This is a genomic window from Treponema denticola, from assembly GCF_024400535.1.
Classification (GTDB): domain Bacteria; phylum Spirochaetota; class Spirochaetia; order Treponematales; family Treponemataceae; genus Treponema_B; species Treponema_B denticola_C.
In genome coordinates, this window is record NZ_CP038800.1 from 1005471 (window position 1) to 1018664 (window position 13194).

Genomic DNA, 13194 nt, shown 5'->3' on the forward strand with positions numbered 1-13194 from the left:
TGTATGTCTGAAAAAATGTATTGTGATCCTGCTGAGATTTTGGAAGTTACGGTGCAAAAGGGTATTGCAAAGGCTTCGACCCCGGTGTGGAAGCTGCTTTGCCTAGGATTTTTGGCAGGGGTTTTTATTGCCTTTGCTTCGGAAGGCTCCAATATGGCTGCTTTCGGACTTTTTGCCAAGCCTGAAACTTACGGCCTTGGAAAATTCGTTGCAGGGCTTATCTTTCCTGTAGGGCTTATCTTGGTGCTCCTTGCCGGAGCCGAGCTTTTTACGGGAAATAATTTAATCATTGCAGCTGCTTTAGAAAAAAAGGTGAGCCTTACTGCAATGCTTAAAAACTGGCTTGCCGTTTATATCGGGAACCTTATAGGTTCTGTTTTTATTGCTTTTTTAATCGTAAAAAGCGGACAGCTTTCAAGCGGTGCAAGTCTTTTGGGCGGGATTACAATAAAAATTGCTTACGGCAAGGTTTCGCTTTCTTTTGTGCAGGCTGTTTTTTTAGGAATTATGTGTAATTGGCTGGTCTGCCTTGCGGTCTGGCTCTGCTATGGCGCTAAGGATATGACCGGAAAAATGCTTGCCGCCTTTTTCCCGATTTGGCTTTTTATAACTTCCGGTTTTGAGCACAGTGTTGCAAACATGTACTATATCCCTGCGGGGATTTTCTCGAAAAGCGTTCCGGCCTATGCTGCCGCTTCAGGCCTTTCCGCCGAGGCTCTTTCAAATATAAATTGGGGTGCATTTTTTATAAAGAATTTAATGCCCGTTACTCTCGGAAACATAATAGGCGGAGCCTTTTTTGTCGGAATGTTTTATTGGATTTGTTATAAGAAAAAATAACTTTTTTTCGGAAGCTGCCGCTTCCCGCAAAAAATTTTTATAAGGAGAATTTAAATTATGAATGTTGAAAATTGCGATGTGGGCTTTATAGGCCTTGGAGTTATGGGAAAGAGCATGGCTGAAAGATTAAGAGCGGCCGGTGCTAAGATGCATGTTTTTACGCGTACAAAAAAATCCGCCGAAGAGATTCTTTCAAAGGGGGCTGTTTGGTATGATGATCCGGCAAGCCTTGCTCCCAATTGTAAAATCATCTTTACGATTGTCGGTTATCCGCAAGATGTTGAAGAAACATATTTCGGAGAAAAGGGTTTATTAAAAACCGCAAAGCCCGGAACGATTTTTGCTGATATGACGACATCAAGTCCGATTTTGGCAAAAAAGATTTATGATGAGGCAAAGAAAAAAGAATGTTTTTCTGTAGACGCTCCCGTTTCAGGCGGAGATATAGGAGCTAAAAACGGCACCCTTTCGATTATGGCAGGCGGAGATGAAAAAGCCTTTAAAGAGTTGGAACCTTTTTTTGCCTGCATGGGAAAAACTTGGGCTCTTCAAGGAGGTGCAGGGGCAGGGCAGCATACTAAGATGGCAAACCAAATAGCCGTAGCCGCAAACCTTTTCGGTACGGTCGAAGCTGTCTGTTATGCCGAGGCTGCAGGCCTTGACCCTCAAAAAATGCTTTCGGCGATCGGGGGCGGTGCTGCAGGAAGCTGGCAGATTTTAAACAACGGGCCTAAGATGCTTCAAAAAGATTTTGCTCCGGGCTTCTATATTAAACACTTTTTAAAGGATTTAAACATAACCTTAAATGTTGCAAAGGAACTCAAACTGCATATTCCCGTTTTGGAGCTTGCACAAAATTTCTTTAACAAGATGAATGAAGAAGGCTATGCCGAAAAAGGAACGCAGGCCATCTATGAATATTATAAGACTCTCTAAAAACTTCAGTTTTTAGAGAGTTTCCTTAAATCTAATTTGCGAGTTTTCCATAAGTCTTTATATTATGATGACTTATGGAAAACTCGTCGGCTGCCTGTAAAAATCTAACAAAGTTTTTACGGGCAGCCATAAGACTATCTAAAGGGAAATTTTATGCACAAAGATGAAAAAAAAATAGCAGAGGTTCAAAAAAAATATGGGCCGCTTTTGGCTAAAACGGCTTTTGAGTTGGGAGCCTTAAAGCTTTCTCCCAATGATCCATTTACTTGGGCATCAGGCTACCGTATGCCCATTTATAACGATAACCGCCGTTTTTTAGCCCTGCCTGAGATGCGCCGTACTATAGCCGAAGCCTTCGCAGAGCTTTTAAAAGCAGTTGACTTTGATCCCGAATGGCTTGCAGGAACTGCAACGGCAGGAATTCCTCATTCCGTAAGTTTAGGAGACCTCTTGAAAAAAAGCGTTTCCTATGTACGCTCGGGCGGAAAAGATCACGGCCTAAAAAACCAGATTGAGGGTTTAGGTGCCAATGCGGATTATAAAGGGGCCGGCGTACTTGTTGTTGAAGATTTAATTTCGACGGGGGGAAGCTCCATCAAGGCTGTTGAGGCCGTGCGTAATGCAAACGGAAAGGTCCCATTTTGTTTTGCTATCTTTTCTTACGGATTTGCAGAAGCCGAAAAAGCCTTTGCCGAATTAAAACCTCCCTGTATTCCGGTTACTATTTTAAACTATGATATTATGCTGGATGAGGCTGTAAAGCAAAACTATATAAGCGAAGAAAATAAAAAGAGTCTGGGAGAATGGAGGCTCGATCCCTTCGGTTGGGGCGAAAAACACGGTTTTCCCAAGGTCTAAAAAATAAAAAAAAGCGGTTCTAAAAAGAACCGCTTTTCCGTCAAACTGTTTACAGCTTACCTTAACAAGGTCATGACACTCTGAGTTGCCTGATTTGCCTGTGCAAGCATTGCTGTACCGGACTGTGTGAGAATCTGGTTTTTGGTATAATCTACCATCTCTTTAGCCATATCTACGTCACGGATTCGTGATTCGGAGGCTTGGAGGTTTTCTGCTGCGATATTGATACCTACAACAGTGAGTTCGAGTCTGTTCTGGTATGCACCAAGGTCGGCTCTTTGCTTGTTGATCTTCTTGATGGCTTCATCAAGGGTACCGATAGCGCGGTTAGCTGTTTCGGGTGTATCGATTGTCATAATCGATTCATCTCCGACATTGCGAACGCCGAGAGCCTTAGCTGTCATTGTTCCAATGTAAGCTCGAGTTCTCTGATCCATGTTGGCACCGATGTGGAACCACATAGAAGCAGTTACGGTATTTTCTCCGGTTTCTTGAGCGAATCTTCCGGTAAGCATATTCATACCGTTAAACTGTGCGTGGCTTGCAATTCGGTCTACTTCAGCGATGAGCTGAGATACTTCAACCTGAATGTACAATCTGTCTTCTGCCGAGTAAATACCGTTGGAAGACTGAACGCTGAGTTCGCGGATTCTCTGGATAACATCTGTAGTTTCCTGAAGGAAAGCTTCTGCAACTTGAATAAAAGAAATGCCGTTTTGTGCGTTGGCACTTGCTTGGTTCAAACCGCGGATCTGGCTTCTCATTTTTTCTGATACGGCCAAACCGGATGCATCATCGCCCGCTCGGTTAATGCGTAAACCTGAAGAAAGTTTTTCTATGTTTTTTTGGTTCATCAAATTGGTGTGACCCAATGTTCTCTGTGAAAACATAGCGCTCATGTTGTGATTAATGATCATATTCCTACTCCTTTGGTGATTTTCGGCAATTTTAAAATTCCCGCGGCATCCCTGCCGATATGTCATTTCCGGATCCTCTGTCATTCCGCAGAAGACGGAAGCACATTAAAATTTAAGCTGTGCTTAATTCATTTATCGGAGAACTAAAAAAAGACTTAAGAAAAAAGATTAAATATTTGTGTTTTAACTTAATGTTTGCTTCGATTTGATATTAGGCCATGCTTGAAACAATTAAAAAAATTCTATATAATCGGCGGATTAAGGAGATAATTCCATTTAAGGAGAGAATTCTATGCCGAAAAAGATTGTTATTGCCTTAGGCGGCAATGCATTGGGAAATAATTTGGAAGAACAAAGAAAGGCCGTTAAAATTACGGCGAAGGCCATTGCCGATTTAGCCGAAGAGGGGCATCAAGTAATCGTTTCTCATGGAAACGGGCCTCAGGTTGGAATGATTCATTTGGCGATGTCCGAATACCATAAAATCGATCCTAAAACTTCGGAACCCGAACTTGCCGTTTCCGTTGCTATGAGTCAAGGTTATATAGGAAACGATTTGGAAGCCGCTTTAAGGGAAGAGCTTTTAAACCGCGGTATCAATAAGCCCGTTGCTACCTTGATAACTCAGGTACTTGTAGATCCTTCGGATCCGGCCTTTTCAAAACCTACAAAACCCATAGGCAGTTTTATGACCAAGGAAGAAGCCGATATTTTAACCGCTAAGGGTGAAAATGTTGTAGAAGATGCAGGCCGAGGTTACAGACGGGTCGTGGCTTCTCCAAAGCCGGTAGATATTGCGGAAATCGAAAGTATCAGGGCTCTTTGCGATGCGGGCCAAATAGTTATAACCTGCGGAGGCGGCGGTATTCCTGTCGTAAAAAAAGGAAACGCTCTTTGCGGCGTTCCGGCCGTTATCGATAAGGACTTTGCAAGTGCAAAGCTGGCTCAGCTTTTAAATGCAGACTGTCTTATCATCTTGACCGCTGTAGAAAAAGTCGCTATCAACTTTAACAAGCCCGACCAAAAATGGCTTTCAGAAATTTCGGTTGCAGAAGCAAAAAAATATATTGAAGAAGGACACTTTGCTCCCGGTTCTATGCTTCCGAAAGTGCAGGCTGCCATCCAGTTTGCCGAATCCAACAAAAAAGGCTATGCCCTTATTACCCTTTTGGAAAAAGCAAAGGATGCTATCGACGGTAAATCGGGAACAATAATCAAATAGTGGTTACAAATTTAAAACATAAATATTTTGGGCCTTTTTCTTTTTATAAAAATGCCGTAAAATTAGCTGTACCTGTAATGGTACAGCTTTTTATTCAATCTCTTGTTTCTCTTATAGACAACTTTATGGTTGCCGATCTAGGCGACCTAAAAATGAGCGGGGTAAATGTTGCCAATCAAATTATCTTTGTATACATAACCGGCCTCAATATTCTTTGCAGTGCTGGCGGAATGTTTATGTCGCAGTATAACGGCACAAAGGATGAAGAAGGAATGCAGCAGGCCTACCGCTTTAAGCAGATGTCAGGCCTTATCTTCGCCCTTGCTCTTCTTGGTATCTGTCTTACAATCCCCGACCTTGTTTTAGGCCTCCTGGTGAATGGTAATACTGCAAAAAAAGAAATAGTAGAGCAGGCCGTAATTTACAGTAATGTTATTCTATTATCGTTTATTCCCACAGCCTTTTCGATAGGAATAGCTTCCTCTTTCCGTGAAACGGGAAATGTAAAGGTTCCCATGTATATATCCCTTGTTTCAACCCTTATAAATACTATCGGAAACTACATGCTCATATACGGAAATCTGGGAGCCCCAAGGCTTGAGGTAGCAGGAGCTGCCTATGCTACGGTAATTGCCCGCTGTGCCGAGCTTATAATTTTTGTTCTTTATGCAAAAAAAGTTAAGCCTCTTTTCTATGTAAAAATAAAAGACATGCTTAAAATAAAGCTTCACCTTTTTTATGAGATTTTAAAAAAGTCTGCCCTCATCTTTGTTGCCGATATGTCTTGGGTTTTGAGCGAGATAGTGGCAACGGCAGTTTATAACAGCAGGGGAGGCCCTGAAGTTGTAGCCGGTATGTCTGCGGGCTGGACAATTGCCAACCTATTCTTTTTGGTTTTTCCGGCAATAGGTACTTCGGTAGGAGTTATAATAGGCGGTACACTTGGAAGGAATAAGCTTGAGGAGGCAAGGGAACAGGCCCGTTGGATTAAAAGAGGTGCTTTTGTACTCGGTCTTGGAACAGCCCTTTTGGAGCTTTTTTCGATTATGCTGGTTCCGATTGTGTTCCGTAGTTTAAGTCCTGCTTCTCATGAGGTTACAAGGCTTCTTATAATCTTTATCGCTCTTTATATGCCTGTATGGACGGTTCAGAACACCCAATATGCAATAGCCCGATCCGGAGGGGATGCGGTTATGGGAGTCTGGGTAGATACTACGGTAAATATGTTCTTATTTATGCCCTGTATGCTTTTGTTATATTATTTTACGGATTGGTCTTCACCTATTATGTATGCAATTGCTAAACTTACCAGTATAATGAAAGCCGTCCTTGCCGAAGTCCAGCTAAAAAAAGAACGCTGGGTCAAAAATTTGACTAGGATTGAAAAATAAGTTCTCTATTTTATAGAAGGAGGGAAGTAGTTATATGGAAATATTGATTAGACCGACCGAAAAAAAGGATCTTCCGTTGGTTAAAGCCTTATGGGCTGATGGTGATGTTATGAAATTTGTAGGATTTCCGGATGGTTTGGTTCAAACCGATGAAGAATTGGCCCGTTGGTATGATAGGTTGCTAAAGAGAAGTCCTCTATCTATGCATTATTCGGTTTTTGAGGGGGAAGTTTATTGCGGCGAAACTTGGTATTCCATCGATACGGTTCATGATAATCTTACAAGTCTTGATATTAAGCTGTTTGCCAAGGCGCGGGGGAGAGGAATTGCCTCTAAGGCCTTGAGTTTTACTATAGAACAGGCAAGACTTAAAGGTGCTAAAAAGGTTTGGGTTACTCCTGTTCCTCAAAATGAAAAAGCAATCAAACTTTATAAAAGATTAGGTTTTTCCGCCTCTAAGGTACCTGAGCATATTTTAAAAGAATATGGAGAGGACGGTTATATTTATATGGAAAAAGGGCTTTGATAAAAAAAAGAGCTTGGGTTCAAGTTTGAAACCGCAAGCTCTTTTCCATTAATAGCTCTTTGAATCGCGTGAGCGTCTTGTTTTTTTCATAAGTTTTCGGCGGAGGGCCTTATTCTTTCTGTTTAAAACAGTGGAAGGCTTTTCGTAGAATTCCTTCTTTTTCCATTCGCGGATAATACCTTCTTTTTCGACTTGACGCTTAAATCTTTTTAGAGCTTTTTCAAGATGCTCCGAATCGTCAATTGTTACATATGCCATTTTTCTTTTCACCCCCTCCGGCTTTAGGATTAAAAGCCGATTATATAGAAAATATAAGAATATGTCAATAGGACGATTTTTTTGCCGCATTCCTTTCTACATTTCCGTCAAGGCCGGCTGTAATAAGGCTCCGTTTCTATTGAATCGAATGTATTTATAGGTTATACTTGGAAAAGAAAAAACGAGGTAAAAAAAATTAAAAACCGAAGATTTAAATTATTGACATTTTTTTTCTGCACTCCGCTTTTTGTTGTCTTGTTGTTTTTTTCTTGTAAGAGCCGCCGAATTGCAGAACCATTGGAGCCTCCTAAGCCTAAGGTTTTAATCGAAAAAGAACCGGAAGATCCTTTTTTGGGCCTTTATGTTATGGACCTTCCTTCATCCCGAAGCGGAATTACAAGCTACTCGGTAGAATTTAAAGCCGATCAAACTGCAAGGGTTTTAGTTTTTAAAGAAGGAAGAACGGAACCTGAAATCTCGCATGGTAAGTGGCTTATAGCGAAGGACGGGATTATTATTTTGTATTTTAGACAAAACATTCCTAGCGAATTTTTTATAAAAAATAAAGACGGCTCTCTTTCATTTTTAAACGCCCAAAGAAAACCTTATTCGGGTGAATTGGCTGAACTTCTCATTTTGCGCAAAATCGAAAAGAAATAAATCGTGATAACCAGTTATCACGATAACCAGTTATAAGGAAATATTTTGATGATTATATTTTTAATCGGAATGAGCCGAGCCGGAAAAACCGAAACGGGCAGGGCTCTTTCAAAAAAACTTAAAGCTCCTTTTGTAGATACGGATTCCTATATGGAGGAAGTTTACGGGAAAACGATAAGAGAACTTTATAAGGCGCATGGAGAAAAAAAATTCCGTCTAAAAGAATTTGAATGCCTTAACAAAATAATCGAAAAAATAATCGAAAAATTTTCGTCTTGTTCCAATGACAAAAACGCCATTTATTGTGAGTGCGAAAATGCTGTTCACTGTGATGATGTAAATGCCGTTAGCTGTGGGTACAAAAACGCCGTTGTCAGCACCGGAGGAGGCTATGCGGAAAACGAAGCCATTATCAAAAAGCTAAAAGATTTTCCCCGAATTATTTTAATCGATACCGCTCCAGACGAAATTTTTTATAGAATAAAAACGGTTGCGTATAAAAAAGGTTTTTATCCGGCATTTTTAGGAGAAAATATTAAAAATGAAAAAGATGCAGAAGACCGTTTTTTTTCGATATATAAAAGGCGTATAAAAATTTACAAGGCTTTGGCTTCCTTTTCCATAAATCCGAAAGGCCTCTCCCCCGACGAAACGGCAGATAAAATTATTTCATCTTTGTAAATAAAATTTAAGGCTTGATAAAATCTTGTTCTTATGTTATCATTATCTTATGAAAAGCATAGATAAGGAGTTGAACTCCATTACTGAATTATTCCCGTCCGATTTTACGGATGATGAAAAGGCTCTCGCGAAAACGCATTTTTTAAAAAAACTGTCCGTTTTAACACACAGTTTTTACGGCGGAAAGCTCCAGACTGTCCCCAAATGCGGTTTGTACGGTTTTAACTGGTTTAACGTTTGGTATACACCCGGCGTTTCTGCTATTTCTACCACAATTCGCGATGATAATGAAACATCCTTTGCTCTTTCCAACAAAGGGAACTTGGTTGCTGTTGTAAGCGACTCTACACGGGTTTTAGGCGACGGCGACTGCACCCCTCCCGGAGGATTGGGAGTTATGGAAGGCAAATGTATGCTAATGAAGTATTTAGGCGGCGTTGACTCATATCCTCTGTGTATCGATTCTATTGTAAGAGTTGACGAAGAAGGAAAACGGGGCGTAAAAGCCGGAAAGCATGACCCCGACAAGATCATCGATTTTGTCAGAATGCTCGAACCTTCGGTAGGAGCCGTAAACCTTGAAGATATTCAACAGCCCGACTGCTTTAAGGTTTTGGATACATTGAGAGAGGTCTGCGAAATTCCCGTCTGGCATGATGATGCTCAAGGCACTGCCTGTATAACCCTTGCAGGTCTTTTAAACGCAATAAAACTTGCCGGTAAAAAGATGGAAGACTGCAAGATTGTTCTTTTGGGTGCAGGTGCTTCAAACACGACAATAGCCCGTCTTATCTTGGCTGACGGCGGAAAACCCGAAAATATGATTATCTGCGACTCAAGAGGAGCATTACATTCAGGCCGAAAAGACATAGAAGAAGATAAGCGCTATTACCGAAAGTGGGAGCTCTGTTTACAGACCAACCCCAAAAAGATTGAAACCTTTGATGAAGCAATGAAGGGTGCCGATGTTTTAATCGCTCTTTCTACTCCCGGGCCCAATACTGTAACAAAGGAACAGGTTGCCTCGATGAATAAAAAGGCTATAGTCTTTACCTGTGCAAACCCCATTCCCGAAATCTGGCCCCACGAAGCTAAGGCTGCAGGTGCCTTTATCGTCGGAACAGGACGAGGAGACTTCCCGAACCAAATCAACAACTCCGTTTGTTTCCCCGGTATCCTAAAGGGTGCTCTTTTGGTAAGAGCTAAAAAGATTTCCGACGGAATGGCTATCCGCTGTTCTCACTCGATTGCAGACTATTCCGAAAAGAAAGGCATCAATCCCGACAATATCGTAGTTACAATGCAGGATGAAGATGTCTTTGCAGTTGAAGCTGCCGACGTTGCAATGCAGGCAATTAAGGAAGGCTTGGCCCGCGTAACCATGACATGGGACGAAGCCTACAAAAGAGCAAAAAAAGATATTGAAGAAAGCCGCTCCTTGACCAAAATGTTAATGGAAAAGAACTTCATCAAAGAACCCCCGCAGGAGTTCTATGAAAAAGCCTTAGAATACGCCATTGAGCAAATTAAAAAGAACAGAAAGTAAATCTTTCTAAAAACCACTTGGATTTTTAGAAGCACTTTGTACAAGACCGGCCGCTCTTAAAAAGAATCGGCCGGTTTTTTTATTCGTGCGGAGGGTTTAATACCCCGACGCTCGCGTCGGGGTTGTTGATTACCAATCTTTCCACGAGATATAAGCACCATGCTCATCAGTTGCCGGAAGTGAAAGGTTTCCTGCATACACTACATTTGAGTTTTTTATTTCAGAGCCGCTGATGGAGCAAAATTTTTTTATGGAAGAAAAGAATTTTTCGTTCATTGTGGCAGAGGACTTTATTTCGTATATTTTAAGAAGCGGTTTCCCTTTTGAGAGTGTTTCTATTATCAAGTCGATTTCAAGGCCGTTGGAATTACGCCAATAAAAAGCTTCTGGTTCTCTTCCCATAAAAAATTCGTTTTTATAATAAGTGCTTATTATGAGGTTTTCAAAAATTCCGCCTCTTAAATAGTGGGTACCGACCTGTTCAGGATTTTCTATTCCCAACAAGGAACAAACCAAGCCCGTATCATAAAAATAAAGCTTAGGAGATTTAATGAGCCTTTTTCCGTAATTTTTTGAGTAGGGCTTTAAGAAAAAGATAAGCCCGCTTGTTTCAAGCACGGAAAGCCAAGAACGAGCCGTGATGACCGAGAGCCCTGCCTCATTTGAGAGCTCGGTAAGATTCAGTATTTGTCCGGTTCTCCCTGCACACAAGCGGATAAATTTATGAAAAGAAGATAAATCGTTTATGTTTTTTAAATCCCGTACATCCCGCTCAATGTAGGTTTTGATATAAGAGCGGTAAAAATCTTGGGGCAGAGGTTTTTGGTCATAAATACGCGGATAAAAACCGGTAAATAAACATTCGTCGATATTTTCTATTAAAAGATTACTCTCTTTTAACTCCCGTATCGAAAAGGTTGAAAGGTTTAAAACGGCGCATCTTCCTGCCAGAGTTTGAGATATTGACTGCATAAGTAAAAAATTTTGAGAACCTGAGAGGATATATATGCCTGTTTTGCCGATAGAATCCGTATGGGTTTGAATATATGAAAACAAATCGGGAACACGCTGCACCTCATCGAAAATAGCTTTTTCGGGGTAGAGGCTTAAAAAATATCGAGGGTCGGTTTGGGCTAACTGCCTTATATCCAAATCCTCAAGAGAAACATATTTCCAGTCGGGAAAGAGGTATTTTAAAAGAGTCGATTTTCCGCATTGACGGCAGCCCGTTAATGCAACTATCGGAAAAGAAGAGACTAATTGCTTTAATTTTTTTATAATATGCCTTTTAACAAGCTTTTTTTTCATACCTCCCTCTCCATTTTCAAGCCTTTTTTTCAATTTATTCTATAAAAACTATGTAAATCGTATAGTTAATTATATTATTTACATGATTTTTTGTCAAGAGTTTTAAGGCAATCATCGCAAACTAAAATCAAGTAAAACCTCAAAAAACTGAAGTTTTTGGAGGTTCCAATTATTAAAAAATCTTTGCGCAGCTCAAGCATTAACTTGAGCTCTTTGCGTTCCTTTCGGTTAAAAAAACTTGTCCGGTTTAAAATTCTAAAGTGTTGACAAAAGATCGGGGGGGGGTATACTATAGTCAAACTTAAGAGGAGAATCTTTAAATGCAAAGTTTAAAAAAAATAATTTCTATGTATAAGTTAAAAAAGCATATTTATTCTTGTGCTCTTATATCGTTTATTTTTTCACTTGTGTCGCTGATCTCTCTTATTTATCCGAAACTCTACGGAGCCTTCGTTTCTAATCTTGAAAATAATATTAACCCTTCAAGGGTGCTTGTTATATACATAGGTGTAATTTGTTTTTCACTTATTTTTGAATATCTTGTCGGCTGGGTTTTCGGTAAGGTGCATATGCGTTTTGATTCTGCATTGCGTTACGGCCTTTATTCTTCGCTTTCACAGCATTCCGAAAAAACGATTAAAACTCATGGGCAAGGTTACTACGAAAATATTATGGATGCTTCGGTCGGCTCAATTCTTTCTCTCTTTGTGCCTTCCGTAATGAATAAGCTGATGGGCATTGTGCGCTACATTTTTATTCTTGTAATCCTTTTTACATATTCTTATATCTTCGGCCTTTTAGGCCTTGCGGCTCTGGCGCTTTATACATGTGCCTATTTTATTAACCGTAAATTTTATTCGCCTATGTTTTTAAAAACAATGAAGGCTTATGCAGGTCTTCATTCCAAAATGATAGAAGCACTTTCAATGACAACTCTTTTTCCGGGTTTTCCCTTATTTAAACTTGAAAAAAATGAAAGAATAAAAAACACAATAAAAGATGTAAATAACAGTGTACGCAAAACCGATTTATTTTCGGATACCGTCTACCGCCTTGTTCCTGTTTATGTATTGCCGTTATTGTCTGTAGCCCTTATGGCTGTTTCGGCAAAGATGTATTTTGATGGTATTTTACCTTTAAGCGTTTTAATAACCATAATTGCATATTTTTCACAGTTAACCTCGGTTTTAGGAGACCTTGATTCGGTAAGTCAGGCTTATTTTGGAGCTTGCGAAAGTGCCGATGAAATTTTAAGCCTAATGGAAGAAGAGGATATAAAAGAAAAACTTAATATAGAAGATGAGTCTCAGAACTTTTTCTTTGATATTTCCGGTTTAAGTTTACAGATAGATAAGGAGCGGAGTCTTTTTATAGAGCGTTTAAGTTTCGGCTTAAACAAAAAATATGCCTTACTCGGTGTTTCAGGTTCCGGTAAGTCGAGCCTTTTAAATATTCTTTTGGGACGGGACAAGCTGACCGGAAATGTTTTTGTGTTTAACAAAAATACAAATCCATATGATTATGAATTGTCCGATAAAATTCTTTATATCTCACAAGATTCCTATATCCTAAATGCGGATTTAATTCAAAATATCGAGCTGGGCTGCCATAACGCAAACCTTGCCGAAAAAATAATTGAAGCCTTACAGCTTGGCTCTTTAAGAGGAAGAGACTTAGGTATAGACGGAAAACATATTTCAGGCGGAGAAAAAAGACTTATAAATATTGCCCGTATATTTTTCCATGCAGAGAAATATGATTACCTAATCTTTGACGAAATTTTTACCTCGATAGATGTGCTCACCAAAAGAAGAATATTTCCGCTTTTAAAAGATTTAATCAAAAACAAAAGCTGCATAATAGTTTCACATGATATAGAAGAAATAGAATTCTTTTGTGATCATGTAGTTTCAATTGAAGCCGACGGCAAAATATTTTCGGGCACCTATGAGGAAGCAAAGATAAATAAAAGCTTTTTAAGCAAGATATTAGCTGAAAATTAAAAGACTGTCCGCCTCTTCTTGACATTCCGCCTCATCTATAATATCCTG

The 13194-nt window shown here is 39.9% G+C and carries 13 protein-coding genes; 10 read left to right on the top strand and 3 right to left on the bottom strand.

Features of this window, described 5'->3' with window-relative positions:
* Positions 1-3: 3 nt before the first annotated feature.
* The 3 genes from E4N78_RS04545 (at position 4) to E4N78_RS04555 (ending at position 2634) form a co-directional block, all read left to right on the top strand.
* On the top strand, positions 4-840 hold the full coding sequence (locus E4N78_RS04545; RefSeq protein ID WP_255811869.1) for a formate/nitrite transporter family protein: 837 nt from the start codon (positions 4-6) through the stop codon (positions 838-840).
* 57 nt (positions 841-897) lie between these two features.
* Positions 898-1776 (top strand): NAD(P)-dependent oxidoreductase, encoded by an 879-nt coding sequence (locus tag E4N78_RS04550; RefSeq protein WP_255811870.1) that lies wholly within the window; start codon positions 898-900, stop codon positions 1774-1776.
* 153 nt (positions 1777-1929) lie between these two features.
* Positions 1930-2634, top strand: a complete 705-nt coding sequence (locus tag E4N78_RS04555; protein ID WP_255811871.1) for an orotate phosphoribosyltransferase — start codon at positions 1930-1932, stop codon at positions 2632-2634.
* A gap of 56 nt (positions 2635-2690) precedes the next feature.
* On the opposite strand, the gene E4N78_RS04560 is transcribed toward E4N78_RS04555, so the two are convergent.
* Positions 2691-3551, bottom strand: coding sequence for a flagellin N-terminal helical domain-containing protein (locus tag E4N78_RS04560; RefSeq protein ID WP_002677466.1), 861 nt, complete (start codon positions 3549-3551; stop codon positions 2691-2693).
* Positions 3552-3843: 292 nt separating this feature from the next.
* Between E4N78_RS04560 and arcC the strand changes: the two genes are divergently transcribed.
* Genes arcC through E4N78_RS04575 form a run of 3 tightly spaced genes read left to right on the top strand, consistent with a single transcriptional unit; the run spans position 3844 to position 6690 of the window.
* Positions 3844-4773 carry a carbamate kinase gene (gene arcC, locus E4N78_RS04565; RefSeq protein ID WP_044977559.1) on the top strand — a complete coding sequence of 310 codons (930 nt, stop codon included), beginning with the start codon at positions 3844-3846 and terminating at the stop codon, positions 4771-4773.
* The gene (locus tag E4N78_RS04570; RefSeq protein ID WP_255811872.1) at positions 4773-6164 is read left to right on the top strand and encodes an MATE family efflux transporter; all 1392 of its coding nucleotides are present in this window, start codon (positions 4773-4775) and stop codon (positions 6162-6164) included. The genes arcC and E4N78_RS04570 overlap by 1 nt, the downstream gene beginning before the upstream one ends.
* A gap of 34 nt (positions 6165-6198) precedes the next feature.
* The gene (locus E4N78_RS04575; protein WP_002684149.1) at positions 6199-6690 is read left to right on the top strand and encodes a GNAT family N-acetyltransferase; all 492 of its coding nucleotides are present in this window, start codon (positions 6199-6201) and stop codon (positions 6688-6690) included.
* 48 nt (positions 6691-6738) lie between these two features.
* Here E4N78_RS04575 and rpsU read toward each other — a convergent pair whose 3' ends face one another.
* Entirely contained in the window at positions 6739-6948 is a 210-nt protein-coding gene (gene rpsU, locus E4N78_RS04580) for a 30S ribosomal protein S21 (RefSeq protein WP_002673965.1), read from the bottom strand.
* A 219-nt stretch (positions 6949-7167) separates the two neighbouring features.
* Here rpsU and E4N78_RS04585 point away from each other — a divergent pair, with 219 nt between their 5' ends.
* Genes E4N78_RS04585 through E4N78_RS04595 form a run of 3 tightly spaced genes read left to right on the top strand, consistent with a single transcriptional unit; the run spans position 7168 to position 9835 of the window.
* Entirely contained in the window at positions 7168-7608 is a 441-nt protein-coding gene (locus tag E4N78_RS04585) for a hypothetical protein (RefSeq protein WP_255811873.1), read from the top strand.
* Positions 7609-7656: 48 nt separating this feature from the next.
* A complete protein-coding gene (locus E4N78_RS04590; protein ID WP_255811874.1) occupies positions 7657-8289 on the top strand; it encodes a shikimate kinase in 633 nt (210 codons plus the stop codon).
* 49 nt (positions 8290-8338) lie between these two features.
* A complete protein-coding gene (locus E4N78_RS04595) occupies positions 8339-9835 on the top strand; it encodes an NAD(P)-dependent malic enzyme (RefSeq protein ID WP_010697980.1) in 1497 nt (498 codons plus the stop codon).
* A 129-nt stretch (positions 9836-9964) separates the two neighbouring features.
* Here E4N78_RS04595 and E4N78_RS04600 read toward each other — a convergent pair whose 3' ends face one another.
* Positions 9965-11143, bottom strand: a complete 1179-nt coding sequence (locus tag E4N78_RS04600) for an ATP-binding protein (RefSeq protein ID WP_255811875.1) — start codon at positions 11141-11143, stop codon at positions 9965-9967.
* A 320-nt stretch (positions 11144-11463) separates the two neighbouring features.
* On the opposite strand from E4N78_RS04600, the gene E4N78_RS04605 reads away from it, so the two are divergent.
* Positions 11464-13146 carry an ATP-binding cassette domain-containing protein gene (locus E4N78_RS04605; protein ID WP_255811876.1) on the top strand — a complete coding sequence of 561 codons (1683 nt, stop codon included), beginning with the start codon at positions 11464-11466 and terminating at the stop codon, positions 13144-13146.
* Positions 13147-13194: the final 48 nt, after the last annotated feature.